Source organism: Hoeflea sp. IMCC20628, assembly GCF_001011155.1.
In the GTDB taxonomy this organism is placed as follows: Bacteria; Pseudomonadota; Alphaproteobacteria; order Rhizobiales; family Rhizobiaceae; genus Hoeflea.
This window is the reverse complement of the sequence record NZ_CP011479.1, coordinates 2448109-2472549: the sequence shown is the minus strand read 5'-3', so window position 1 is coordinate 2472549 and position 24441 is coordinate 2448109. Positions and strand designations below refer to the sequence as shown.

At 57.6% G+C, this 24441-nt stretch carries 21 protein-coding genes, 1 tRNA gene and 1 pseudogene; 12 read left to right on the top strand and 11 right to left on the bottom strand.

Annotated elements, in window-relative coordinates; all coding sequences use genetic code 11:
- The first annotated feature begins 4 nt into the window (after positions 1 to 4).
- Together IMCC20628_RS11725 and IMCC20628_RS11720 are read left to right on the top strand one after the other, a co-directional pair.
- Positions 5 to 1243: an MFS transporter gene (locus tag IMCC20628_RS11725; protein WP_047030370.1), complete on the top strand. Its 1239-nt coding sequence runs from the start codon at positions 5 to 7 to the stop codon at positions 1241 to 1243.
- A 245-nt stretch (positions 1244 to 1488) separates the two neighbouring features.
- On the top strand, positions 1489 to 3642 hold the full coding sequence (locus IMCC20628_RS11720; protein WP_047030369.1) for a sodium-translocating pyrophosphatase: 2154 nt from the start codon (positions 1489 to 1491) through the stop codon (positions 3640 to 3642).
- 152 nt (positions 3643 to 3794) lie between these two features.
- Here IMCC20628_RS11720 and IMCC20628_RS11715 read toward each other — a convergent pair whose 3' ends face one another.
- Entirely contained in the window at positions 3795 to 4295 is a 501-nt protein-coding gene (locus IMCC20628_RS11715) for an outer membrane protein assembly factor BamE (RefSeq protein WP_245307946.1), read from the bottom strand.
- Positions 4296 to 4443: 148 nt separating this feature from the next.
- On the opposite strand from IMCC20628_RS11715, the gene IMCC20628_RS11710 reads away from it, so the two are divergent.
- The 6 genes from IMCC20628_RS11710 to IMCC20628_RS11685 all read left to right on the top strand — a co-directional run bounded on the left by IMCC20628_RS11710 (position 4444) and on the right by IMCC20628_RS11685 (position 9022).
- Positions 4444 to 4980, top strand: a complete 537-nt coding sequence (locus IMCC20628_RS11710; RefSeq protein WP_047030368.1) for a ubiquinol-cytochrome C chaperone family protein — start codon at positions 4444 to 4446, stop codon at positions 4978 to 4980.
- Positions 4981 to 4993: 13 nt separating this feature from the next.
- The gene (locus IMCC20628_RS11705) at positions 4994 to 5557 is read left to right on the top strand and encodes a DUF177 domain-containing protein (protein WP_047030367.1); all 564 of its coding nucleotides are present in this window, start codon (positions 4994 to 4996) and stop codon (positions 5555 to 5557) included.
- A gap of 96 nt (positions 5558 to 5653) precedes the next feature.
- A complete protein-coding gene (gene plsX / locus IMCC20628_RS11700) occupies positions 5654 to 6712 on the top strand; it encodes a phosphate acyltransferase PlsX (protein ID WP_047030366.1) in 1059 nt (352 codons plus the stop codon).
- Positions 6713 to 6724: 12 nt separating this feature from the next.
- A complete protein-coding gene (locus IMCC20628_RS11695) occupies positions 6725 to 7696 on the top strand; it encodes a beta-ketoacyl-ACP synthase III (RefSeq protein WP_047030365.1) in 972 nt (323 codons plus the stop codon).
- 174 nt (positions 7697 to 7870) lie between these two features.
- Complete coding sequence (locus tag IMCC20628_RS11690) at positions 7871 to 8200, top strand: integration host factor subunit alpha (protein ID WP_047030364.1); 330 nt, start codon at positions 7871 to 7873, stop codon at positions 8198 to 8200.
- A gap of 264 nt (positions 8201 to 8464) precedes the next feature.
- On the top strand, positions 8465 to 9022 hold the full coding sequence (locus tag IMCC20628_RS11685) for a MerR family transcriptional regulator (protein WP_047030363.1): 558 nt from the start codon (positions 8465 to 8467) through the stop codon (positions 9020 to 9022).
- Between the two features lie 29 nt (positions 9023 to 9051).
- Here IMCC20628_RS11685 and IMCC20628_RS11680 read toward each other — a convergent pair whose 3' ends face one another.
- A complete protein-coding gene (locus IMCC20628_RS11680) occupies positions 9052 to 9255 on the bottom strand; it encodes a hypothetical protein (RefSeq protein WP_047030362.1) in 204 nt (67 codons plus the stop codon).
- Positions 9252 to 10250: a LysR family transcriptional regulator gene (locus IMCC20628_RS11675; RefSeq protein ID WP_047030361.1), complete on the bottom strand. Its 999-nt coding sequence runs from the start codon at positions 10248 to 10250 to the stop codon at positions 9252 to 9254. The genes IMCC20628_RS11680 and IMCC20628_RS11675 overlap by 4 nt, the downstream gene beginning before the upstream one ends.
- On the opposite strand from IMCC20628_RS11675, the gene IMCC20628_RS24250 reads away from it, so the two are divergent.
- Positions 10150 to 11556 carry a GNAT family N-acetyltransferase gene (locus IMCC20628_RS24250; RefSeq protein WP_082128115.1) on the top strand — a complete coding sequence of 469 codons (1407 nt, stop codon included), beginning with the start codon at positions 10150 to 10152 and terminating at the stop codon, positions 11554 to 11556. The genes IMCC20628_RS11675 and IMCC20628_RS24250 overlap by 101 nt on opposite strands.
- Before the next feature lie 12 nt (positions 11557 to 11568).
- The gene (locus tag IMCC20628_RS11665; protein ID WP_047030360.1) at positions 11569 to 11838 is read left to right on the top strand and encodes a hypothetical protein; all 270 of its coding nucleotides are present in this window, start codon (positions 11569 to 11571) and stop codon (positions 11836 to 11838) included.
- Between the two features lie 170 nt (positions 11839 to 12008).
- Here the strand turns inward: IMCC20628_RS11665 and IMCC20628_RS11660 are convergent, their stop codons facing one another.
- From IMCC20628_RS11660 to IMCC20628_RS11645, 4 genes and pseudogenes are all read right to left on the bottom strand, one after another.
- Entirely contained in the window at positions 12009 to 13634 is a 1626-nt protein-coding gene (locus IMCC20628_RS11660) for a pilus assembly protein (protein WP_047030359.1), read from the bottom strand.
- A 505-nt stretch (positions 13635 to 14139) separates the two neighbouring features.
- A pseudogene (locus IMCC20628_RS11655) lies at positions 14140 to 14901 on the bottom strand (transposase); the annotation flags it as partial.
- A gap of 30 nt (positions 14902 to 14931) precedes the next feature.
- Entirely contained in the window at positions 14932 to 16209 is a 1278-nt protein-coding gene (locus IMCC20628_RS11650) for an IS66 family transposase (RefSeq protein WP_082128113.1), read from the bottom strand.
- A 12-nt stretch (positions 16210 to 16221) separates the two neighbouring features.
- The gene (locus IMCC20628_RS11645) at positions 16222 to 17790 is read right to left on the bottom strand and encodes a pilus assembly protein (RefSeq protein ID WP_047030357.1); all 1569 of its coding nucleotides are present in this window, start codon (positions 17788 to 17790) and stop codon (positions 16222 to 16224) included.
- 310 nt (positions 17791 to 18100) lie between these two features.
- On the opposite strand from IMCC20628_RS11645, the gene IMCC20628_RS11640 reads away from it, so the two are divergent.
- Positions 18101 to 18177 (top strand) — tRNA-Pro (locus IMCC20628_RS11640).
- A gap of 129 nt (positions 18178 to 18306) precedes the next feature.
- On the opposite strand, the gene IMCC20628_RS11635 is transcribed toward IMCC20628_RS11640, so the two are convergent.
- From IMCC20628_RS11635 to IMCC20628_RS11620, 4 genes are all read right to left on the bottom strand, one after another.
- Positions 18307 to 19539, bottom strand: coding sequence for an O-antigen ligase family protein (locus IMCC20628_RS11635; RefSeq protein WP_047030356.1), 1233 nt, complete (start codon positions 19537 to 19539; stop codon positions 18307 to 18309).
- Complete coding sequence (locus IMCC20628_RS11630; protein WP_156174674.1) at positions 19536 to 21047, bottom strand: undecaprenyl-phosphate glucose phosphotransferase; 1512 nt, start codon at positions 21045 to 21047, stop codon at positions 19536 to 19538. Before IMCC20628_RS11630 ends, IMCC20628_RS11635 begins: the two co-directional genes overlap by 4 nt.
- A 134-nt stretch (positions 21048 to 21181) precedes the next feature.
- Positions 21182 to 22330, bottom strand: coding sequence for a glycosyltransferase family 4 protein (locus IMCC20628_RS11625; RefSeq protein WP_047030354.1), 1149 nt, complete (start codon positions 22328 to 22330; stop codon positions 21182 to 21184).
- Positions 22331 to 22334: 4 nt separating this feature from the next.
- The gene (locus tag IMCC20628_RS11620) at positions 22335 to 22910 is read right to left on the bottom strand and encodes a polysaccharide biosynthesis/export family protein (RefSeq protein ID WP_047030353.1); all 576 of its coding nucleotides are present in this window, start codon (positions 22908 to 22910) and stop codon (positions 22335 to 22337) included.
- 205 nt (positions 22911 to 23115) lie between these two features.
- Here IMCC20628_RS11620 and IMCC20628_RS11615 point away from each other — a divergent pair, with 205 nt between their 5' ends.
- A complete protein-coding gene (locus tag IMCC20628_RS11615; RefSeq protein ID WP_047029005.1) occupies positions 23116 to 24393 on the top strand; it encodes an IS66 family transposase in 1278 nt (425 codons plus the stop codon).
- The last annotated feature ends 48 nt before the right edge of the window (positions 24394 to 24441 follow it).

Below are 24441 nucleotides of genomic sequence, written 5' to 3'. Positions count from 1 at the left end.
CTCAATGGCTTTTCTCGATAAGGTCGGATTGGCCGGCGCGACCGATGCCGAGAACCTGGCGCGCCGCAATGCGCTGCTGCTGTCAGCATCTCAGGCTTTTGGTGGTGCTGCGGCGCCGATCGCCATTTCCATGGGCGGTCTTGCCGGATTTTATCTTCTTGGCGCCGACAAGTCGCTGGCAACCGCACCAGTCACCGGTTTCAACCTTGGTGTTGCCGTCGGAGCTCTGCCTGCCGCCTGGCTGATGCGCCAGATCGGTCGGCGATATGGTTTCCTGTCGGGCATGGCCATGACCGCGCTTGGCGGCATCCTTTCGGCGATCGCCCTGTTTCGTCATGAATTCTGGTTCTTCGCTTTCGGAATGGCCTTCATCGGGTTGGGCGGTGCATTTGTTCAGCAGTACCGATTCGCCGCAGCCGACGGTTCGCCGTCCAATTTCAAGGCGCAGGCCATATCCTGGGTGCTTGCCGGCGGCGTCTTTGCTGCAATTATCGGTCCGCAAACAGTCATCTACACGCGGGAGCTGTTTGCGCCGGTCATGTTCGCAGGCTCGTTCATGGCGCTGGTGCCGCTGGCACTCATCACCATGTCGATCATTTGGTTCCTGCGCATTCCCAATGACACCAAGCCGGGCGAAGCCGGGCACGATGAAACGCCGGCCCGCCCGTTGTGTCAAATCATCAGCCAGCCGCGGTTCGTAACCGCGATGATCTGCGGTGTCGGATCCTATTCCTTGATGGTGTTCATGATGACCGGCGCTCCGCTGGCCATGGTCGGCTGCGGCTTCTCGCCCGAACTCGCCACGCTTGGCATTCAGTGGCATGTGATGGCGATGTTTGCACCGAGCTTTTTCACCGGCAAGCTGATCGCCCGTTTCGGCCGCGACACCATCACGGCTGCTGGCCTTGTCATCCTGCTTGGCTGTGCCGTCGTCGCCCATATGGGGATCGAGTTGTGGAACTTCTGGCTTGCCCTTGTGCTGCTGGGCATTGGCTGGAACTTTGGCTTCATCGGCGCCACCACCATGGTGACCGCGACCTACCGCCCGTCGGAAAAGAACAAGGTGCAGGGGTTTCACGATGTCACCCTGTTCGGAATTGTCGCGTTCACTTCCCTGATGTCCGGCAAGGTTCTCAATGCCTGGGGTTGGGATGCGCTCAACAGCTTGTTTTGGCCGGTGGCGCTGTTCTGCCTGTTGGCGCTGGGCACACAGAATCTGTGGGAACGCCGCAGGTCCCTGTAATACGCCTTTAGGCTAGGATCCGCAGCAGACAGGTTCAATTTGACCGTTCAGGCGGGTTTCCCAGAGCTTATTGCGCACGCCCCGGCAATTCGCCCGCCTCTGCTCTTGACGGCACCCCGCCTGTGTCGCAATCATCCGCCGCGATGCGGCAGGGGGTCTGAGCATGTGGCTCTAACTCCTTTCGCCGCGGTATTTTATGGCCGGGGGGAGTCTTTTGATTCCGGTCAAATTGGAGGGAAATCAGCATGAACATTCTTTTTGCTGTGATCGCCTGTGGATTGCTTTCCATTGTTTACGCCATCTGGGCGACCAAATCGGTGATGGCCGCCGATCAGGGCAATGCACGCATGCAGGAAATCGCAGGCTATATTCGTGAAGGCGCTCAGGCCTACCTGAACCGTCAGTACACTGCCATCGCCATCGTCGGCGTAGTCGTTGTCGTCGTAACCTATCTGTTGCTTGGCGGCACCGCCGCAGTCGGCTTCCTCATCGGCGCCATATTGTCGGGTGCGGCCGGTTACATCGGCATGCACGTTTCGGTACGCGCCAACGTGCGCACGGCACAGGCTTCCTCCGTCAATCTTGCAAGCGGTCTCGACATCGCCTTCAAGGCGGGTGCCATCACCGGCATGCTGGTTGCTGGCCTCGCGCTTCTCGGCGTTGCGGTTTATTACTACATCCTCACCGGCCCGATGGCGCTTGCCTCGGACAGCCGCCAGGTTATCGACGCATTGGTGGCTCTCGGTTTCGGCGCATCGTTGATCTCGATCTTTGCCCGTCTGGGCGGCGGCATCTTCACAAAGGGCGCTGACGTTGGCGGCGATCTCGTCGGCAAGGTTGAAGCCGGTATCCCGGAAGATGATCCTCGCAACCCGGCCACCATCGCTGACAATGTCGGCGACAATGTTGGCGATTGCGCCGGCATGGCCGCCGACCTGTTTGAAACCTATGCGGTGACCGTTGTCGCCACCATGGTTCTGGCAGCGATCTTCTTCGGCGGCATGGATATCCTCGGATCGGCAATGCTCTATCCGCTGGCCATCTGTGGCGCTTCGATCATCACCTCGATCGTCGGCACCTTCTTCGTCAAGCTCGGCCAGAACGGCTCGATCATGGGCGCTCTCTACAAGGGCCTGATCGTCACCGGGCTGCTGTCGATTGTCGGTCTTGGCGGCGCGACGTCGCTGACTATAGGTTGGGGCGAAATCGCTGTGATCGACGGCAAGTCGATCACCGGTTCAGGCTTGTTTGCCTGCGGCGTTGTCGGCCTGATCGTCACCGCGCTCATCGTGGTGATCACCGAGTACTACACCGGTACCAACAAGCGTCCGGTCAACTCGATCAGCCAGGCTTCGGTCACAGGTCACGGCACCAACGTGATCCAGGGCCTCGCCATTTCGCTTGAATCCACCGCTCTGCCGGCAATCGTCATCGTCGGCGGCATCATCTCGACCTACCAGCTTGCTGGCCTGTTCGGCACCGGTATCGCTGTCACCGCCATGCTCGGCATTGCCGGCATGATCGTGGCTCTCGACGCCTTCGGTCCGGTCACCGACAATGCCGGTGGCATTGCCGAAATGTCCGGTCTTCCGCCGGAAGTGCGTCAGGCAACCGACGCTCTTGATGCGGTCGGCAACACCACCAAGGCCGTGACCAAGGGCTACGCCATCGGCTCTGCCGGTCTCGGCGCACTGGTGCTGTTTGCTGCCTACTCGAACGACCTGAAGTTCTTTGCCGCCAAGGCAAATGCCGAAGGCTCAACGCTCTATCCTTACTTCAAGGACATGGGCGAGATCTCGTTCGATCTGTCCAATCCTTACGTGGTCGCAGGCCTGATCTTCGGCGGTCTGATCCCCTATCTGTTCGGCGGTATCGCCATGACAGCCGTGGGTCGCGCTGCGGGTTCGATCGTGGAAGAAGTCCGCGCTCAGTTCAAGGCAAAGCCAGGCATCATGGCAGGCACCGAAAAGCCTGACTATGGCCGCGCCGTGGACATCCTGACCAAGGCCGCGATCAAGGAAATGATCGTGCCGTCGTTGCTGCCGGTTCTGGCTCCGCTGTTCGTCTATTTCGGCGTGCTGCTGATCTCTGGCTCCAAGGCCTCGGCCTTTGCCGCACTGGGCGCATCGCTCCTGGGCGTGATCGTCAACGGCCTGTTCGTCGCCATCTCGATGACTTCGGGTGGTGGTGCATGGGACAACGCCAAAAAATCCTTTGAAGACGGTTTCGTCGACAAGGACGGCGTCAAGCACGAAAAGGGTTCCGATGCCCACAAGGCATCTGTGACCGGTGATACCGTCGGCGATCCTTACAAGGACACTGCCGGTCCGGCCGTCAATCCGGCCATCAAGATTACCAACATCGTGGCGTTGTTGCTGCTGGCCGTGCTCGCGCACTAAGCCAGACAGACAGGCACACGGCCTTCAAACTGAAAACCCCGCGGAGAGCGATCTCCGCGGGGTTTTTTATGTGTCTGCTAATCGACGGAGGCAGCATGTCAGTCCGTCTCAGATTGCGCAAACCCGAAGGTTTTTGCAGTCCGAGGCGCGGATCAGGTGCCGCCGCCCAGAATAGATCGGGCGACGGAATTCCGTGTTCCATCCGCCCCGCCTGCACCAGACAGAATTTGCGCCAGGAAGGACTTGTCGAGGCCACCGGTTGGAGTGGTGCGGGTAATCATATCGAACACCCGGCCGTCCTGCAGTGTGTAGTTGGCGATGTTCTTGACGGTGCCTTCTTCATCAAAATAGACCGCCAGCACCGATTGTCCGACCAGCTTCTGCTTCATGAAACTTGCCGCACGTGTGCGCTTTTGAGAAACATAGTAGAAGACCTCATTGTCGAAGGTCGCCGTCGTTGACGGCGTCCCCAGCGACAACAGGACCTGCTCGCGGCTTGACCCGACGGGAGTGAGGTCCAGTGATGTCTGGTCAACGACATAGCCCTGATTGAACACTTCACCCGTTGAACAGCCGGTTAGCGCGAGCGCTGAGACGACCGCGATTGCGGTGCCGAGACGTAAACACCGTCCGGTTGCCTTGAAAACTCTCATCGTCAACAACATCTCCCTTTGGCATGCGAGCCTGACTGCTGCAGCCATTGCGTTTTGTGTTCCATTCGGTAAACCAGCTTCCACACGGATGCAACACGCCAGTCAATCGCAGTTGCGATGATATCCATCCGCTATTGAAGGCATTTTGATGATCTGGAACCTGTTCAAGCGAAATAAAGCCAATCAGGCTCTGGTTGAGAGGCAATATGCTCAGATCACCCGATCTGCTCGCTCTCCCGTATTCTATGCGGAAATGGGCGCGCCTGATACGGTAATGGGCCGTTTCGAGATGATTACACTGCATCTGGTGCTGTATCTTCGGCGAACCGGCACTGCGGGCGATGCCTCGCAGGGCATTGCCCAGGAAATTGTGGATGCCTTTTTTGAAGACATTGATCATTCCATCCGTGAACTGGGCGTGGGTGATACCGGCGTGCCCAAACGGATGAAGAAATTGGCTCGCATGTTCTATGGCCGGGCCAAATCCTATGGAGTGGCGATTGCCGCCGGTGACAGTGATGCCTTGGTCGATGCGTTAAGGCGCAACTTGCATCCCGACCACCCTGACACGGCGCCGTCGATGAAAGCACTCTCGGAGTGGATGATGATCACGGCGCAGAAGCTCGAGGACGTCTCCGAAGAAACGCTGGCCGCGGGGCAATTGTCTTTCCCCGAGGCGAATTGAGAAAGATGATCCGATGAAACAGTCAGACAACGATCCGTATTCCTATCCGGTCAAGGTAAGCAACATATCGGCCAGCCCGGCTACCCTTCGCTTTTCAGCTGATGCAGCCGATCTCAAGCGGCTTGAGAGCCAATGGGGCGTGTCCGAGGTGACGGCATTCAAGGCAGAAGTGGTGCTGGGCCGATGGAAACGCGATGGCGTAAGGGTTTCCGGTCATATCAGTGCTTCAATCGTCCAGCCATGTGTCGCGACCCTGGAGCCGGTGACTCAGCAGCTTGAAGAGGACTTCGAAACCATCTTCCTGCCGGAGAACTCCCGACTTGCAGCCCGCATACTCGACGGCAATGGCGAGATGTTTCTCGACCCGGAAGGTCCGGATTTGCCGGAAACCTTCAGTGGCGATTCTATCGATCTTGGTGCTGTCGTTGCCGAATTTGCAGCGCTTGCAATCGATTCCTACCCACGCAAACCGGGTCTGGAATTCAGTGACAGGATCGAGAGTGATCCGTCATCGGACAAAAAACCGTCACCTTTTTCTGTTCTGCAAGGATTGAAGCGCGAAGATTCCACCGGTTAGCTGCATCCACCGTGACAAAGCGGTTGTGCCCTGTGCGAAAACGGGTATTTTCTGCCGACCAATCCGGCCTTTAGAGCCGGGGATAAAGGATGGGGTGTGATCAGAATCGCAGTGGACTTAATGGGGGGTGATCATGGCCCCAAGGTGGTCGTGCCCGGCGTCGCCAAGGCGTTGGAGCGTCACCCGGAGATCCGCTTCACCCTGTTCGGCCTCGAGGCCGAGTGTCTTGCCGTGCTTGAGAAGTTTCCCGCTCTTCGCCAAGCCTCGACCTTCGTGGCCTGCGAAATTGCAGTGAGCATGGATGACAAGCCGAGTCAGGCGTTGCGCCACGGACGGTACCGGTCGTCGATGTGGCGCAGCATCGAGGCCGTCAAGACCGGTGACGCAGATGTCTGCGTTTCGGCAGGCAACACCGGCGCATTGATGGCGATGTCGAGGTTTTGCCTTCGTACCATGGCCAATATAGATCGTCCGGCGATTGCGGCGATCTGGCCCACCGCGCGCGGCGAGAGCATCGTGCTTGATGTCGGCGCCACAATCGGCGCCGATGCACAGCAGCTTATTGACTTCACCATGATGGGAGCCGCGATGGCGCGGGCCTTGTTCGAGATCGAAAAACCCACTGTCGGGCTCCTCAATATCGGTGTCGAGGAAGTCAAGGGCATGGAAGAGGTCAAGGAAGCCGGGCGCCTGATTCGCGAGGCGGCGATGCCAAGTTTCGACTATTACGGCTTTGTCGAAGGCGGTGATCTGGGCAAGGGGACCGTCGATGTGGTGGTCACCGAAGGCTTCGTCGGAAATGTAGCGCTCAAGACGGCGGAGGGCACAGCTCGCCAGATCGCCGGATATTTGCGGGCCGCCATGTCGCGAACCCTGATGGCTCGGATTGGATATTTTTTCGCCAAGGGTGCCTTTGATCTGCTGCGCGAGAAAATGGATCCGGGTAAGGTCAATGGTGGCGTGTTTCTTGGCCTCAACGGCATTGTCATCAAGAGCCATGGCGGCGCTGACGTCGATGGCTTCGCCGCAGCGGTCGATGTCGGCTACGACATGGTCCGCAATGGTTTGAAATCCAAGATCGAGCACGATCTCAATCTCTATCACACACGTCGCTCCGCGCTTGCCGTGCCGGCCGTCGACAGCTCTTCCAGCTAGGATGCCAGAATAATGATCCGTTCAGTTGTACGTGGTTTCGGGGCTCAACTCCCCGAGCGAATCATGAAAAATAGTGATTTCGAAGGTGTTATCGAGACCAGTGACGAATGGATCGTTCAGCGGACCGGTATTCGTCAGCGCCATATTGCAGGCGAAGGCGAAACCACCGCTTCACTCGGAGAAATGGCCGCTCGAGCAGCCCTCGCTCGCGCTGAAATGACACCAGCAGATATTGACCTGATCATCTGCGCAACCTCGACGCCGGACAACACATTCCCGGCAACCGCGGTCAACATCCAGAACCGTCTCGGCATGCATCATGGTGCGGCCTTTGATTTGCAGGCGGTCTGCTCGGGATTTGTTTTTGCCGTGACGACGGCCGACAGCTACATCAAGTCGGGCCTGGCCAAGCGTGTGCTGGTCATCGGTGCCGAGACGTTTTCCCGAATTCTTGACTGGGAAGACCGGACCACATGCGTGCTGTTCGGCGATGGCGCAGGAGCGATCGTGCTGGAGGCAGCCGAAGGTGACGGGACCAACGACGATCGCGGCGTGCTGACGGCGCATTTGCGCTCAGACGGCGCCCACCGCGAAAAACTCTATGTCGATGGCGGTCCGTCGACCACCGGCACTGTAGGGCATTTGCGCATGCAGGGACGCGAAGTCTTCAAGCACGCGGTCGGGATGATCACCGACGTGATCGAGGCAGCCTATGCAGCCACCGGTCTGGGGTCCGATGACATCGACTGGTTCGTTCCGCATCAGGCAAACCGTCGGATCATCGACGCGTCAGCGCGCAAACTCGGCATTGACGATGCCAAAGTGGTTGTCACCGTTGACCACCATGGTAATACTTCTGCAGCATCAATTCCGCTGGCGCTTGCCGAAGCGGCGGCTGATGGCAGGATCAAGCAGGGCGACCTTGTCCTGCTTGAAGCGATGGGTGGTGGCTTCACATGGGGATCGGTGCTTTTGCGCTGGTAGCCAGATGGTCGTCTAAACAGGAATTTGGCCGCCACAGTGTATTGCGAATTAGGGTTTGTCGGTGACAACGCATGTGGCTTCGCCGGAGTTGCTTGACCTTGAGCGGCTTGAACCATAGTGTTATCGAACTGCATTAACGGGCGGCGGGGAAGCTGACCAGTTTGGTTGGAAATTATGAGTGGTAAAACGATCACCAGAGCTGACCTTGCAGAAGCGGTATTCCGCAAAGTAGGGCTCTCCAGAACTGAATCTGCAGAACTTGTTGAAATGGTCATTGACGAAGTCTGTGGAGCCATCGTTCGTGGCGACAGCGTAAAGCTCTCCTCATTTGCGACATTTCAAGTCCGCGAGAAAAAGGAACGGATCGGGCGCAACCCCAAGACCGGGGAAGAGGTGCCGATCAGTCCGCGCCGGGTGATGACCTTCAAAGCTTCCAACGTGCTCAAGAGCCGCGTCCTCAAAGGCCACACGACCCGCAAGGTCAAAGGCAAGACCAAGCCGTAAGGCGGCTTTTGTCGCCTGCCCAAGCCATGGCGAGTCTGGTTGGATCTGCCGTAACGGTGGGCATCGGTCATACCGCACTTGATAATGTCTTCGCAAACCTTTGAAATAGCGCTGACCTGACGGTCAATGATTGCGATTCGCTGCTGCACTGATCGGTAAATCCGGCTTGATGCTCTAAAATCTCGATGCAGAAAATCGAAGTGTTGGAGCGATCTGCGCGGTCATGTGTTCGGGCAGGGATGGCCCCAAAAACGGAGTAGCATTATGGACAAGAGCCCTGACGCGTTCCGGACTATTTCCGAGGTGGCGGATGACCTGGACCTCCCGCAGCATGTGCTGCGATTTTGGGAGACAAGATTCACCCAGATCAAGCCGATGAAGCGTGGCGGAGGCCGGAGATATTACCGGCCGGACGACATTGACCTTCTCAAGGGTATCCGCACCCTTCTTTACGATCAGGGTTACACGATCAAGGGCGTGCAGAAGCTGTTGAAGGTCAACGGCAACAAGTTCGTCAATGCTGTTGGCGCCGGTGACATGGCGGCAGTCGAGGCCTTGTCTGCCAGTATGGCCCAGGAGGCGGCCCCATCACGGCCTCCGGCCAAGGTGGAAGAAGAAGACCAGTTGGTTGGTAAAGCGCGGTTGCCCTCTACCCGCCGGTTTTTCGGACTTGGCGGCGACACCGACAAGTCCGGGCAGGAGGCTTCGGAAGGGGCGGCCGGATCAAGCGGCGGCGGACTTATGCGCGACGACAGGGCCCTTCTGCAGGAAGCGCTTTACGATCTTCTGGAATGCAAGCGGCTACTTGATCAGGTCCGGTGACCGGTTGAAAGAGCAGGGACGATCAGCGCTCAGTTCAACCATGTTCTGTGGACCCGCCGTGCTTCGTCCAGCGCCGATTCGAGATAGGTCACAACGTCAACAAATCCCTTGTCGCGCGCCAGCGCCAGCGCCATGTCCAGTTGCATCACGATCATGGCGAGACGATCGCTCTCATCTTGCGTCGCCAGGGTGACAACGTCCGGGGAGACACGTGATGAACGGCGCGAAGTCATGAGCGTGCAGTAAACCCTTCGAAATATGACCTGAGGTCGTCCTGCGAAAACCGCTTCTCGATCTCCGCGGGCGTCATTGTGTCAGGTCCGAACCATGGATATTTCCGGTCGTCAAAGCTGTCTGTCAGAAAATCGATAAAGGCTTTGTGGCGGGCGCTTTTGGCGACTTCCGGGTGGGTCGCAAGCCAGATTTCGACACGAAAATCGAAGCCGAGATCGATGTGCTCGACATCGCCGCCGATTGCTCTTGCATAATTCGGCATCAGGCCGATGCCTGCGCCCTTTGCGACGGCCCAGTAATGCGCGGAGGAAAAATTGGTCTTCATCCGCACCATGCGGTCGGCAATCTTGGATCCGAAGATCTTGTCGAGTTCATAGCCCCGCAACTGGTCGGTCTGCTGTTCGACGACGCGGTGATTGACCATGTCGGCAACATTTTTAGGGCGACCGAATTGCTCCAGATAGCTTGCGCTGGCAAAGGGAATGAGGTGCAGATACCCCAGCCGTTTGACCTTGAGCTCCGGCCGCTTGGGCATTTCCAGTTGTACGGAAATGTCGGCTTCCATGCGCAAGACATCAACTGACCGCATGGCGCATTGCAGCTCGATCCGGTTCTGTGCGCCGGTCTGGTTCATGTAATCGACAATTCGCGGCGTCAGCCAGAAACTGCCCAGGCCTTCGGTGATGGCAAGCCGGATCGGGCCACTGGCCTCGCGCTCTGCCATGGCGGCCACGCGCCACATGTCCGATACAGAACTTTCGACGTCCCGCGCGGCCAGCACCACGCGGCGGCCTTCGTCGGTCAATCTCACGCCCTCGGATTCGCGAAACAGCAAAGCATAGCCCAACTGGTCTTCGAGCCTGGTAATCGTTCGACGCACCGTATTGACAGACATGCCGAGCTCTTTTGTCGCCTTGCGAAAGCTCGCGAGCCTCGCAACGGATAGAAAAACCCGGATGCTGTTCCAATCAGCGTTCCGCCATTGGTGTTCCATAGGGGGAACTCTCTGTAGCACTATTTGCCAAAGTCAAACGCGAAGGACTTGGTTACGTTCTCGGCAAGATCGAGAGGGTCGCACCATGTCCGCCACACCACAAAATAGTTTTTTCCCAGCAAATGCAAGCGGGTTGACTGCGGAGGCGGCACTGGAAGCTGAACGGATGCAGCGTGCCGCCGCGATGGTTACTGTGTCAAACAGGTTGGAACAGGCCGAAGTGCCGCGACTTCTGGAGGCAGCTGGAAAGGTCATCGGACGGCTGGCAGAACCTGAAACAGTCATTCGCATTGCGCAGAAAAACCCTGACGCGATATGGTTGTTCGCGCGCCGGGGCAGGTCCCACGCAGAGGGCTTCATGTCGGCGCTTTTGCTCAATGAAGCAGGACGTTCAGCTCTTTTCGACGGCAGCTTGAACCTGCTCGATCCGCAGGACGAATATCTTGTGTGCCAACATGAGCGACCGGCGGCAATTTATGTCTGGGCAAGTTTTACGCCGGGCATCCTGGCTGCCGGGATCAACCGCGTCATGGATCGGTTTGATTCGCCCCATTATGCCGAGGCGGACGTTGTCTCCACGTCGTTTACCGTCCGTGGACATCGCGCCATGGTGCGGCGCGGATTTGAGCACGGCGTCTGGCACGAAGGCCGCTTTCTCGAGGATTTCTACATGATCCCGCGCCGGCCGAAAACACTTGCCGAGCGTCTGCCTCGCTATGCCACGCATGATCCTGTTTTGCGGCCAACCGGCATTCGGGTGGTCACCGGCTTTGATGACATGATGCGCGTCGCTGCGGTGCGCTCGGCGGTCTTCATCGGTGAGCAGGCTTGCCCGTTCGATGAGGAATTCGATGGCAATGATCTGGCTGCGACCCATCTGCTCGCGCTGGTCAACAACGAGCCGGCAGGATGCATGCGCGTGCGCTATTTTGGTGACTTCGCCAAAATGGAGCGGCTGGCAGTGCGCAAGGAGTTCCGCACCTCACGCACGGCCTTCGAGTTGGTGCGCGCCAGTGTTGCGCTGTGCAAGGAGAAGGGCTTCCGCCGCATTTATGGTCACGCGCGCGAGGATTATCTGCCCTTCTGGCAGCATTTCGGCTTCAAGCTCAAGGAAAACGGCGCGCCATTTGCCTTCTCCGATCATGTGTTTGTTGAAATGGTCGATGATATCGAGCCTTCTCCGACCGCCATCTCGCTTATGGACGGGCCCTATCGCCTGATCCGTCCGGAAGGCGCGTGGCATGTTCAGGGCCCGCTTGAACTCTCCGCTGCGCGTCATGCGCATTTTCATAGTCAGCAGATGTGAGAGGCAGAGCTGATGCTTTCAACTGAAGCGACATCCTATGCCTGGATCATCCGCACGCTGGTCACCTGCCGTGACGAAGCAGAACGGCTCAAGAATGGTGATCTGAGCCATCTTATCAACATGGCCGTGCTGCAGACCGCGCTCGATTGGGAAGGCAGCGAGCCGTCAAAAGGTTCGGAAACAAATCTGGATGCATTGCTGCGTCTTAAAATGAAACTCGCGTTTTCAGAACGGAGCGACAATATCGTCCTTCTGAACTCCAAAACCGCCGGGGAAGCCTAACGACCAGCGGTTTGCCGGGCGGGTGCAAGGGTTGACGCCACCGTTCGCGGCGCGCCCGTCCGGTTTTATTCCAAGCAGCCATGGAGCAACGGCCCCATGAACAGAAAAAGACCGGGATTGCGTGGTGCAATCCCGGTCTTTCGTTGTTTGCGACATAGCCAATAATAGAATTACGAGCTGAGCCGGAGTTTCACCACGCCCTTCTTGATGGCGTCGAAGATCGGTGCAAGCTGCTGGCGCGACGGGGCGTCAAAGAAATGGGCCTTTGTTGAAGCGCATTCGGAAAGCAGGTTGCCTGTCGCAAGATCTGGTTCCTCGAGCCGGATTGTATATATCTCGATGCCGTCCGCCTTGGCGTTGGTGCAGGCGGACAGGGTCTTCTTGTCCAGCGCGCTGGTGGTTTGATTTGCGGACGCGGCGGTCAGATTGTCCAGGCGCCCGTCAACCAGATATCCCATGCTGGTGTAATCAGACCCGAGATCGTTGTTGAGATTGCCGAAGGAGTTCTTGCCGTCGGTCAGGAAGATCATGATCTTTTCGACCGAACTGTCACTTTCGTCCGCACCACCGCTAAAGGGCTCGCGGCTGGAAAGCACCCGCCATCCCCACATCACGCCTTCGAGCATGTTGGTAGAGCCATTGGCTTCAAGCTTCTTCACGGTCTTGGTGATATCGCTGAACTTCGCGGTCAGTGGCACCAGCGGTTCGACTTCGCAGCCAAAGCCGGGACCCTTCGGGTCGGATTTGTTTGAGTAGAAGGACGACGGAGAATCGTCGATTTTCGGCTTCTTCCACTTGAGGGTTTTAATGATTGCGTCGAGAACATTTTTCGGCTTTTCGTATTTCTCGGTCATGCCATAGCGAACAAGCTGGTTTTCCTTATCCGTCTCTGTCGCGTTCTTGCCCTTGATCGGTTGTCCTTCATCCGGGAGGTAGGAATTCGGATATTTCCATGCGACATCCGGTTCGTCGCTGGCAAAGAACGGTGTGAAGAGTGATTTGGCATTGGTGATGTCGGGCACCGTATCATCGACATCATGCTGGGCTTTGCCTTCGGGAATACGGGTTTCCACACAGCCAGGCCATTTGGCGCCCAGGTGCTTGTACATCGCGAACCGGCTGAACTCCGATGGCAAGTCAGATTGAGAGACCGGCGCCTTGGCATCCTGATCCAGCCAATCGGCACCGGGCTTGGAAATCAGCCCCAGACCATCGACCTTCGGACCATAATCGGGCCCGACATTGACAAAACCGGCATAGGGAACCAGTGCGAACTTGATCTGATCCTTCTGCAGTCCCAGCGCTTCCATACCGTCGACCAAGCCGATGACGGCGTCTTGCAAGGAAACAAGCTTGCCACCGGCCATCGAGCCGGTGGTGTCGAGCACCAGCGCAATTTCATATTTCGTATAGGCAAAAGTTGCTTCCGAAGCGACATTCACCGGTATGAACTTCTTGCCCATGAAGCCACCGAAGATCAATGGTATGTCGACGCTGGCGTCAACGGCCGCGACGCCGTCTTTCATCGTGACAGAAACCTGCGCGGCGGTGTATCCGTAGTTGGCAGCAATGGTTTGACGTGCCATCTCCAGAGCCTGTTTGTCGGTGAGGTTGCCTTCCCGGGCAACCGCCAGTGCAGCTGCATCGGATGCATTCTGCAACTCGCTTTTTTCGACGCTCAAACCGACATAATCGACCGCCAACCCACCAGCCAGCATGACCGGTACGGAAAGAATTGCGAAAGCCAGGCCGAAGTTTCCGGATTTATCCCGGAAGATTGATGCTTGTTTCTGCATAATCCGAACTGGCTCCTGTCGTGTTGCGATCAAAAGGCGATGTGCGTTCCGAAGCGAACCTCTTTGCAATGGTCAGGTCCGGAACTTGCCTATTTTGTAAGCTACAAGGTTAAATGTTCGGTTTAGAAAACGATGAAACATCTAACAACTGCCATATTTTTCGGAGGGGTCTGGCACTCTTTGCGCTACCTGAGGTTCTTTGGACGCCTCGGTGTCAGATGATAAGTACTGCCATCGTTCGGAATGGCCGGTCAGGTTTCGCGACTACGCGCAGCAAAGTTCTCTCATAGAGAAGACCCGGACTGTTTGGCACTGTCCCGGCCTTTTCCATTGGCTATGCTTCCCGATCTGTCTGTCAGGAAGTGATGCGCAGTTGGACCACGCCCTTCTTGATCGCGTCCATGATCGGCGCAAGCTGCTGCCGCGATGGCGCGTCGAAGTAGTGGCTTTTCGTGGAGGGTAATTACCCACCCCTGAATTTATGATTTCGGGCCTTGATGTCGGCCTACGCCAAGACGGATGCGATAACCTGGAAGGGATTTGCGCCTTTAAGGCGGGCGGTATCGACGGTTGTGCGTACATCCGCCTCGGCTTGGGCGGCCCACATGGCGCGATATCCGTTTGTCACCTTTCTCTGAATGACCCATGGACGGAGCTTTCGCTCAGATGTGTTGTTGGTGACATCGACTTCTCCGGGATAGTCGCAAAACGTCAGCAGCTGATCGCGGGCCCGCCCGATCTTGGCCTGGAGCTTTTGGGCCAGGTCGCATGAAGTCGGGGCGCATAGAAGCCCCGCAAGCTGTTTATCGAATTTGCGCTTCTTGCTTGCGACGGTAGACGCAGCGAATGTGCTTATGGCTCTGGCGAAATCAAACACACGGCCAAACCAAAGCTGGAAGCGAAGAGGGAGATCATCCTCGCCATGTTCCAGCGCAAAGGCTGTATCACGCGCCAAATGTGCAAGGCAGGTTTGATGTCGGTGGCCGTGAGATTGCTGGGCTGAATACCGATCAGATATCCATACCTCGGGGACATGGCCGCCCATGGTCTCGTGAACGACCCGTGCTGCACGGGAGTAATCGGGCTGGTGGACAACGGCATCCTTGCAATGAAAAACCCAGTGCTGAGCATTCGTGCCCTCGATGCGCACACCGGTTTCGTCGCTGGCGACAACGCGGGCGGCTCGAAGGCTGGCCTTGGCGGCCTGTGCTGTGGCCTGGAAGCTCGGACGGGAGCGGGCAAACATGTTCAGTAATTACCCACCCCTGAATTCGTGATTTCCGGTTCTTCTACCGGCCTATGCCAGGACGGATGCGATGACCTGGAAGGGGTTTGCGCCTTTGAGGCGTGCGGTATCGACTGTCGTGCGTATGTTCGCTTCGGCTTGGGCGGCCCACATGGCGCGATATCCGTTTGTCACCTTTCGCTGAATGACCCATGGACGGAGCTTTCGCTCAGATGTGTTGTTGGTGACATCGACTTCTCCGGGATAGTCGCAAAACGTCAGCAGCTGATCGCGGGCCCGCCCGATCTTGGCCTGGAGCTTTTGGGCCAGGTCGCATGAAGTCGGGGCGCATAGAAGCCCGGCAAGCTGTTTATCGAATTTGCGCTTCTTGCTTGCGACGGTAGACGCAGCGAATGTGCTTATGGCTCTGGCGAAATCAAACACACGGCCAAACCAAAGCTGGAAGCGAAGAGGGAGATCATCCTCGCCATGTTCCAGCGCAAAGGCTGTATCACGCGCCAAATGTGCAAGGCAGGTTTGATGTCGATGGCCGTGAGATTGCTGGGCTGAATACCGATCAGATATCCATACCTCGGGGACATGGCCGCCCATGGTCTCGTGAACGACCCGTGCTGCACGGGAGTAATCGGGCTGGTGGACAACGGCATCCTTGCAATGAAAAACCCAGTGTTGGGCATTTGTGCCCTCAATACGCACACCGGTTTCGTCGCTGGCGACAACGCGGGCGGCTCGAAGGCTGGCCTTGGCGGCCTGTGCTGTGGCCTGGAAGCTCGGACGGGAGCGGGCAAACATGTTCATGATCGCGCCCTCGCTCGCATGGAGGCCGAAGATATCCATGAACACACCGCTCAGGCGTTCGTAAGACAATGCATGGAAACTCTTGAGGTAGATCGCCAGCGCGTGAATGCCTGGCCCGAACGGCGTTGCGGTTGCCACGGCAGGTGCGGTGGCTTTTGTCGTCGTGCCGCATTGCGAGCAATGACAGGAAAAACGCCGATGCCGGGTGACATGAGGACGGATCGCAGGAATATCGATCTCGTCATAGGCCCCGGCCAGCACCATCGTATCATCACCGGAAAACGCATGGCCGCATCTCTTGCAGGCGGTCGGTTCATGATCGCGAAACATGTCGGCAAAATCCGCCAGCACCCTATTGTGGGGTTCATGCCCGGGCTTGGCTCCACCCGGTCGTGAGTTGACGCGTTTCTCTTTCTTGTCCGTAGAGGGCGGCTTGGAAGACGTCCGAGAATCCTTGGCAGGCCGTTGGAGCCGAAGCACCATCTCGATCAATTCGTCCTTGCTCAGCTGCTGCAAATCAGTCCGATCCATATCATCATGGATTCAGACATTGTGGTGCATGGCAAGGGGGTGGGTAATTACCGTGGAGGCGCACTCCGACAATACTGTTTCCGTGCTGACGATGGGTTTTTCGAGCCGCACCGTGTAGATCTCAATGCCGTCTTCCTTGGCATTGGTGCAGGCGGCCAGTGTTTTCTTGTCGAGCGCCGTGGCAGTCTGACCAGAGCTTGCGGCGGTGATACCATCCAGCCGGCCGTCAACCAGGTAACCCATGCTGGTGTAACCCGACCCCATGAGATTGCTCAGATTGCCAAAGGAATTCTGGCCATCGCTGACGAAGATCATGATTCTCTCGACACCGCTCGAGCCTTCAGCTGCACCTTCGGTAAAGGGTTCGCGGCTCGAAAGCACCCGCCAGCCCCACATCACACCTTCCAGCATATTGTTGGTTCCGGAGGCTGTGAGATTTTTCACTGATGCCTTGATCTCGGTAAAGTCGGTTGTCAGCGTCACCAGCGGCTCAGCTTCGCAGCCAAAGCCAGGGCCTTTAGGTGCAGACCGGATGGAAAGCGTACTGGAAGGCGAAAAATCTGTCTTCGGCTTCTTCCATTTCATCACCTGGACGATGGCGTCATCCGTATCCTTTGGTTTGACGTATTTGCCCGTACGGCCATAGCGAGCAAGTTGATCTTCCTTGTCGGTTTCCGTCGCGCCTTTGCCAATTAGAGGCAGTCCGGAATCCGCCAGGTAGGAATTTGCATACAACAGCGGGATGTCGGGTTCATCGACTGCAAAGAACGGCGTGAACAGCGACTGCTTGTCTGCCGGGTCGGGAACGGTGTCATACACGTCGTGCAAGGCGCTGCCATTGGGCACACGGGTTTCCACACATCCGGGCCAATCCACCTTCAAATGCCTGAACATGGCGAAGCGGCTGAACTCCGACGGCAAATCCGATTGCGGGATTGGCGCCTTGGCGTCCTGATCAAGCCAGTCGGCCGCAGGAGTCTTGACCTTGCCACCGCCGTTGATCACTGGGCCGAATTCCGGACCGACGTTGACAAAGCCCGAGTAGGGGACGAGTGCAATCTTGACCTGGTCCTTTGCAAGACCCAGTCCTTCAATATCCTCAACAAGGCCAATGATGGCGTTCTGCAATGTCACCAGTTTCCCGCCCAACATTGAGTTGGTGGTATCGAGCACGAGCGCGATTTCGTATTTGGTGGAAGCATAGGTTGCTTCCGAAGTGGCATCCACCAGCATGGACGTCTTGCTCATGAGCCCGCCAAAAACCAGTGGCTTGTCGATGCTTGCATTCACGCTTGCGACCCCGTCTTCCGAGGTGGCAGTGATCTGCGCGGCGGTGAAGCCGTAATTGGCGGCAACGATTTGACGTGCGATCTCTACTGCTTGCTGGCCGGTGACATTGCCTTCGCGGGCAACCGCCAATGCGGCTGCATCCGTCGCGTTCTGTAATTCTCTCTTTTGAACGCTCAAACCGACATAGTCGACCGCGAGCCCGCCAGCCAGCATGACCGGCACGGAAAGGATGGCGAATGCCATCCCAAAATTGCCGGATGTGTCTTTAAGCACGGCGGCTTTCTTCAGCATCTCGATATCCCTGAATCTGTACCTGGCTCGGGCGGTTGGCGTCGATTTGTCTTGTCGAACGGTCATCTTCTGCCCTGTTTTCTGGTATTTCTGTCGTCCAAACTACGATTCAAGGTTAAAGGAACATTTGATAAAGCCGGAACACATCTAACAATTGCATTGAAATTGTTGGGGGTGAGAATTGGTGGTCTCGCCTGGATTCGGGAGAACCTCCGGGGTGTCGGTGACAGAAATCCAGCATGGATTTTGCCGCAAAAATCAAAACCGGCCTTGCGCCGAAAACGTCGATGATCTATGGCCTTTGACCAGTCGGAGCGTAGCGCAGCCCGGTAGCGCACTTGTCTGGGGGACAAGGGGTCGTGGGTTCGAATCCCGCCGCTCCGACCATTTATTCAAAACCTGATTTTTTATCGTTTGTCGGTTCAAAGAGCCCGAGCAGACGCCTCACGGTGTCCGGATGTTCGCGTCTGAATCGACAGGTGTGTTGTGATTGCGCCGTGGTATTCCTGCGCCGCTTCAGCGTCGCAGGTCGGATTGCCAGCGCATTTCAAGCGCAATACAGCCCCAGACGATGCCCATCAACAGATAGAAATGCCGCCAGTGGTCGGTGTCGATCACACTGCCGATAATCGTGTGGCCGACCAGCACGATGTAGGCCAGCATCAGATAGCGCTGCCAGGGACGTTCGCGCAGCAGGAAGCGGAATCCCAGCACCAGCGTCCATGTAATCAGCACCAGGTAACTGACAAATCCGAGCCAGCCATAATCCATCAGCGCCTTGAGCCAGATATTGTGGGTATCTTCTCCCCACATCAGTCCGAACTCCAGCGGGCCGATGCCCAGCGGGTGCTCCATCGCCATCAAAAAGCCGATCGCATGCCGTTCAAAACGGCCGAGCCGCGCGCCGTCATAGGCCTGGACAAGCTTTGCGCGGTCGGAAAACAAATCGGCGATCTGGTCGAACTGCAGGGCAACTATGATTGCGCCAACCAGCAGCAAGGAGCCGATCAACGTCATGATCAGGATCTTCAGGCGGAATGCGCCGGTACGTTCCTTGATCAGCATGGTCAGGACCAGAAGCATCATGCAGATTGCCAGAAGCCCCCAGGCCGCGCGTGAGAATGAGAAAAACACGCCGAGAACAAGAATCGTCAGGCCGATGGCCCGCAACGGCGCGGCTTTCAGTGTACCGGTCAGAAGCCCGTGCATGAGATAGAGCGCCGGCAACACCAGGTAGGGTCCGAACACGTTGGGATCCTGAAAGGCCCCCATGGCGCGGCCGTAGCGGGTAAATATCTCGCCGCCGGGGATGGCGCCGAGATACCCGAGTATCCCCAGCAGCGCGGTGATGATCGCAGCCGCCAGATAGGCGCGATAGATCAACCGGAGCCGCCGGTGATCGGCCTCGATGATGGCGGCGAAGAACATCGCCGTGAAAGCCAGAAACAGCGACACAGCCATGTACATAGGCGTATCGTTGACCTCTTCCATGGTCAGGATCGAGAACATTCCGCCGATGTTGAAGACGATGTACAAGCCGATCAGCGGGGCGATGTGGCGCGACAGTCTGAGCCCGAAAATCGCCCAGATGCCGATCAATGCCGCAAAATACACCTCATAGGGCGCCGGCTCGTTGATCACGAACCCCGACAGGAACACGCCGAAGGCCACGCCGAGAGAGGCAATCAGCGAGATCGCCGCGCGTTGCGGCTGAAAGGTAGCGGGTGCGGGGAGGGCGGCGCTGGTCAATAGGCGTGTTCCGTGTTGAACAGCCGGATCGGCGTGAGAAACAGGATCTTGAGATCAAACAGCAGTGACCAGTTCTCGATGTAGTAGAGATCGCAGGCGGTGCGTTGCTTGATCTTTTCGTCATTGTCGATCTCGCCGCGCCAGCCGTTGATCTGGGCCCAGCCGGTCACGCCCGGCTTGACCCGGTGACGGGCGAAGTAGCCGTCAACGACTTCTGCGAACAGCCGGTCATGGGTGGCTGCGACAACGGCGTGGGGCCGCGGTCCGACCAGCGAAAGATTGCCGCGCAGAACATTGAAGAACTGAGGCAGTTCGTCGATTGACGTCTTTCTGATGAAGCGGCCCACCTTGGTGACGCGCGGATCACCCTTGGTGACGGCAGCGCGCGCGGTGGGATCGCATTGATCTGTATACATCGACCGGAACTTGAACACTTCCACAACTTCATTGTTGAAGCCGTGGCGTTTCTGCTTGAACAGGACCGGTCCCTTGGAATCGAGCTTGATGGCTATCGCCGCTCCGATCATCACCGGCCACAGCAGCGCAATCGCCAGCAGCGAAAAGAACACGTCGAAAATCCGCTTGGCCACCGAATCCCAGTCGGTGATAGGACGGTCGAAAATGTCGAGCATCGGCACGGCGCCGACGTAGGAATAGGCGCGTGGCCGGAACCGGAGCTTGTTGGCGTGCGCTGCAAGGCGGATGTCGAGCGGCAGGATCCAGAGCTTCTTGAGCAACTGCAACACCCGCGATTCAGCATTGAGCGGCAGCGCGATGATCAGCATGTCGATGCGGGCCATACGGGCAAATGCCATCAGCGAGTCGATATTGCCGAGTTTCGGATAGCCTGCCACCATTGACGGCGAGCGCCGTTCGTCACGATCATCAAAGAAGCCACAGATACGGATATCGTTGTCGGCGTCCTGTTCGATGGACCGGATCAGCGCCTTTGCGATCTCGCCGCCGCCGACGATGATGGCGCGGCGTTCCATCACCCCGTTGCGTGCCCAGCGACGAATGCCATAGGCGACGATGTTGCGGCTGATGATGAGGGAAACGGCGCCGGAAATGAACCAGGCGGCAAACCACACCCGCGAGAATGCCAGACTGTATTGTAGAAAGAAGGCCACCAGGGCGATCACCGCAAACGCGATGGCCCATGACGACAGCACCTTGGGCAAGGTTTTCAGGGCGCTTCGGAGCGCCGGGACCTGATAGCCGTCTGCGATCTGAATCAGCAGAACCACCAACGAAGATCCGATGAGAATGGCCGGTCCGTAGTAGAGCAGCGTTGCCTCTTGGGTAATGCCGACATAGAGAGCGTAAACGACAAACCCGGTAATTGCGATCAGTGCAAATTCCGCAAGCCGCAGCGTGCCGATGATCATGGTCGGGGAGTAGTTTTCCTGCGAGAGCCGGTTGGCGGTTTGAAGCGCCAGGCGGCTCATTTGGATACCGGTTTCGCCGTCCTTGCCCTTCGGGCCCGGCTTGGTTTCAATCTCGGCCATCGCCTTGCGAATGGATGCCGAACTGAAGGTGTTGTGATTGTCGATCTTGTTCACGGCCGAACTCTCCCCGGAAACTCATGCTACCGGGATAGCATGTGCACCCTAAGAAAGGCTTGACGCCGTTGGCTATTCGCTCAGGAAACAGTGCCGATCTGGCATTCCTGATAGACGGCCGACATCCGTTCGGCCATTGTCAGCGCAGAAAAATGACTGCGAAAACTGTCCATCTCCGGCATCGCCGAGGGTAACCAGTCCGTGTTGTTGATGGTCTTGGCCATCGCACCGGCAAGCGATTCGGCATCTCCGGGCGGCACGAAACCTGCAAAGTCAGGCCCGAGAATTTCAGGGATGCCGCCAACCTGCGTCGAAATCACCGGCTTGCCAGCGGCAACCGCTTCCAAAACGATATAGGGCATGGATTCAGCCCGGGACGGAACAACAACTGTGCGGGCAAGCGCAAAGGCTTCCCGTGCAGGCATCGCATCGCGCATTGTCACCCGGTCACCCATGCCGAGCGCGTCGAGCCGCGCCTGGTAGCGTGGCTTGTCCTCGCCGTCACCGACCATGACGCCGCGCAACGGCTTTCCCGCCAGTTGCTCGGCCCGCCGCATCGCCTCAATGAACACATCCGGTCCCTTGAGGTCGCGCATCATGCCGATATAGAGAAAATCCACCGCGTCCGAAACGTTTTCGACTGGCTCAAATTCATGCGCGCGCAGCCCATTGTGGATCAGACGCCACTCGGCGCGCGGCTTTCCTATTTTTTCCTCATAGGTCCGCCGCTCGTAGTCCGAGACAAAGATTAGCCTGTCCGTCCAGCGTTCAAGCAGCCGTTCGATGGCGAAGTAGGCCTGGCCGCGCAGTGTTTTCTGGTCGTAATGCAGGCTTCCGCCGTGCGGTGAATAAAAACGGGCAACGCGAGACTGGGATACCCGTAACTGGGAGCCGGCAAGTCGCACGTAAGCGCCGCCCTTGGCGCCATGTCCGTGCAACACATCCGGCTGCAAACTTTTGACTTCACGAAAGGTTTTGACTGCTATCGCGATGTCGGAAATTCCGAGGGACCGGCGCATGGGCAAGCGTGTGAGCCCGAGCGCCAGATGTGGCATGATGCTTTCAAACAGGGCGTCCTCATAGGCGCCGCCGGTGTTGGAATCGCAGATGATACCGACTTGATGACCCGCCTTGGCATGTTCTTCCGCCAGATCCCGGACATGGCGGAAAATTCCACCCACCGGTGACCGGAAGCAATGCAGGATCCGCAAGGGCTTGTCTGAAACCATGGTGTTAGAACAACCGCTCGCGCACATAAATCGTGTCACCCGCAAGGATCGGATCGGTAATCTTCACCCGACCAGTCATGATTTCGCCGTTGATGTTGCGGGTAATGTCGACATTGTGTTGATAGGCTCTTGCCGAGTAACCACCAGCGATGGCGATAGCATTTTGTACGGTCATTCCGGCGACGTAGGAATACTGCCCGGCCTGACCAACCTCACCCAGGACGAAAAATGAACGGTACCGGTCGATTTCAATGGTTACGTCCGGATCGCGCAGATAGCCTTGCCGCAGGCTTCCGGCGATCGTGCCTTCCATCTCCTGCAGCGTCCGTCCGCGCGCCGGCACGGCACCGATCAGCGGAAAGGCGATATAACCGGCCTGGTCAATGGAATAGGTTCCGGTCAATCCTGTCTGCTCGAAAACGGTGACGCGCAATCGGTCTCCCGCATCAAGCCGGTAGGGCTGCATCACGGCTTCATGGAATGCCTTGGGCGCCGGATGATAGCCGGAACATCCCGCCAGCATGACTGAAGTCATGGCGGCCGCCAGCAGGGTCGTCACTTTGGACTTGGCGGGTTTCATTCTTTACGTGCTCCACGCGAAACGTGTGAATTTCGATTACCGTTATCGATCCATTAGGGTTAACGGGCGGTAAAACTCCGCAGATAAATGTGGCGTCGGGTGAAAAAGCTGCGCTCTGGAGCAGGGCGCCAAAGGTAAAGGAAGCGTCACCGGCGTAATTACCCACCCCCTTGCCATGCACCACAATGTCTGAATCCATGATGATATGGATCGGACTGATTTGCAGCAGCTGAGCAAGGACGAATTGATCGAGATGGTGCTTCGGCTCCAACGGCCTGCCAAGGATTCTCGGACGTCTTCCAAGCCGCCCTCTACGGACAAGAAAGAGAAACGCGTCAACTCACGACCGGGTGGAGCCAAGCCCGGGCATGAACCCCACAATAGGGTGCTGGCGGATTTTGCCGACATGTTTCGCGATCATGAACCGACCGCCTGCAAGAGATGCGGCCATGCGTTTTCCGGTGATGATACGATGGTGCTGGCCGGGGCCTATGACGAGATCGATATTCCTGCGATCCGTCCTCATGTCACCCGGCATCGGCGTTTTTCCTGTCATTGCCCGCAATGCGGCACGACGACAAAAGCCACCGCACCTGCCGTGGCAACCGCAACGCCGTTCGGGCCAGGCATTCACGCGCTGGCGATCTACCTCAAGAGTTTCCATGCATTGTCTTACGAACGCCTGAGCGGTGTGTTCATGGATATCTTCGGCCTCCATGCGAGCGAGGGCGCGATCATGAACATGTTTGCCCGCTCCCGTCCGAGCTTCCAGGCCACAGCACAGGCCGCCAAGGCCAGCCTTCGAGCCGCCCGCGTTGTCGCCAGCGACGAAACCGGTGTGCGTATTGAGGGCACAAATGCCCAACACTGGGTTTTTCATTGCAAGGATGCCGTTGTCCACCAGCCCGATTACTCCCGTGCAGCACGGGTCGTTCACGAGACCATGGGCGGCCATGTCCCCGAGGTATGGATATCTGATCGGTATTCAGCCCAGCAATCTCACGGCCATCGACATCAAACCTGCCTTGCACATTTGGCGCGTGATACAGCCTTTGCGCTGGAACATGGCGAGGATGATCTCCCTCTTCGCTTCCAGCTTTGGTTTGGCCGTGTGTTTGATTTCGCCAGAGCCATAAGCACATTCGCTGCGTCTACCGTCGCAAGCAAGAAGCGCAAATTCGATAAACAGCTTGCCGGGCTTCTATGCGCCCCGACTTCATGCGACCTGGCCCAAAAGCTCCAGGCCAAGATCGGGCGGGCCCGCGATCAGCTGCTGACGTTTTGCGACTATCCCGGAGAAGTCGATGTCACCAACAACACATCTGAGCGAAAGCTCCGTCCATGGGTCATTCAGCGAAAGGTGACAAACGGATATCGCGCCATGTGGGCCGCCCAAGCCGAAGCGAACATACGCACGACAGTCGATACCGCACGCCTCAAAGGCGCAAACCCCTTCCAGGTCATCGCATCCGTCCTGGCATAGGCCGGTAGAAGAACCGGAAATCACGAATTCAGGGGTGGGTAATTACTC

Excerpts from the sequence above, each read along its gene's own strand:
- IMCC20628_RS11645 (WP_047030357.1), bottom strand. The coding sequence starts at position 17,790 with ATGCTGAAGAAAGCCGCCGTGCTTAAAGACACATCCGGCAATTTTGGG.
- IMCC20628_RS11705 (WP_047030367.1), top strand. The coding sequence starts at position 4,994 with ATGAAACAGTCAGACAACGATCCGTATTCCTATCCGGTCAAGGTAAGC.
- IMCC20628_RS11660 (WP_047030359.1), bottom strand. The coding sequence starts at position 13,634 with ATGCAGAAACAAGCATCAATCTTCCGGGATAAATCCGGAAACTTCGGC.
- IMCC20628_RS11625 (WP_047030354.1), bottom strand. The coding sequence starts at position 22,330 with ATGGTTTCAGACAAGCCCTTGCGGATCCTGCATTGCTTCCGGTCACCG.
- IMCC20628_RS11680 (WP_047030362.1), bottom strand. The coding sequence starts at position 9,255 with ATGACTTCGCGCCGTTCATCACGTGTCTCCCCGGACGTTGTCACCCTG.
- IMCC20628_RS11695 (WP_047030365.1), top strand. The coding sequence starts at position 6,725 with ATGATCCGTTCAGTTGTACGTGGTTTCGGGGCTCAACTCCCCGAGCGA.
- IMCC20628_RS11675 (WP_047030361.1), bottom strand. The coding sequence starts at position 10,250 with ATGGAACACCAATGGCGGAACGCTGATTGGAACAGCATCCGGGTTTTT.
- IMCC20628_RS11685 (WP_047030363.1), top strand. The coding sequence starts at position 8,465 with ATGGACAAGAGCCCTGACGCGTTCCGGACTATTTCCGAGGTGGCGGAT.
- IMCC20628_RS11715 (WP_245307946.1), bottom strand. The coding sequence starts at position 4,295 with ATGAGAGTTTTCAAGGCAACCGGACGGTGTTTACGTCTCGGCACCGCA.
- IMCC20628_RS11620 (WP_047030353.1), bottom strand. The coding sequence starts at position 22,910 with ATGAAACCCGCCAAGTCCAAAGTGACGACCCTGCTGGCGGCCGCCATG.
- IMCC20628_RS24250 (WP_082128115.1), top strand. The coding sequence starts at position 10,150 with ATGCCGAGCTCTTTTGTCGCCTTGCGAAAGCTCGCGAGCCTCGCAACG.
- IMCC20628_RS11710 (WP_047030368.1), top strand. The coding sequence starts at position 4,444 with ATGATCTGGAACCTGTTCAAGCGAAATAAAGCCAATCAGGCTCTGGTT.
- IMCC20628_RS11690 (WP_047030364.1), top strand. The coding sequence starts at position 7,871 with ATGAGTGGTAAAACGATCACCAGAGCTGACCTTGCAGAAGCGGTATTC.
- IMCC20628_RS11720 (WP_047030369.1), top strand. The coding sequence starts at position 1,489 with ATGAACATTCTTTTTGCTGTGATCGCCTGTGGATTGCTTTCCATTGTT.
- IMCC20628_RS11725 (WP_047030370.1), top strand. The coding sequence starts at position 5 with ATGGCTTTTCTCGATAAGGTCGGATTGGCCGGCGCGACCGATGCCGAG.
- IMCC20628_RS11630 (WP_156174674.1), bottom strand. The coding sequence starts at position 21,047 with ATGGCCGAGATTGAAACCAAGCCGGGCCCGAAGGGCAAGGACGGCGAA.
- IMCC20628_RS11650 (WP_082128113.1), bottom strand. The coding sequence starts at position 16,209 with ATGGATCGGACTGATTTGCAGCAGCTGAGCAAGGACGAATTGATCGAG.
- IMCC20628_RS11665 (WP_047030360.1), top strand. The coding sequence starts at position 11,569 with ATGCTTTCAACTGAAGCGACATCCTATGCCTGGATCATCCGCACGCTG.
- IMCC20628_RS11615 (WP_047029005.1), top strand. The coding sequence starts at position 23,116 with ATGGATCGGACTGATTTGCAGCAGCTGAGCAAGGACGAATTGATCGAG.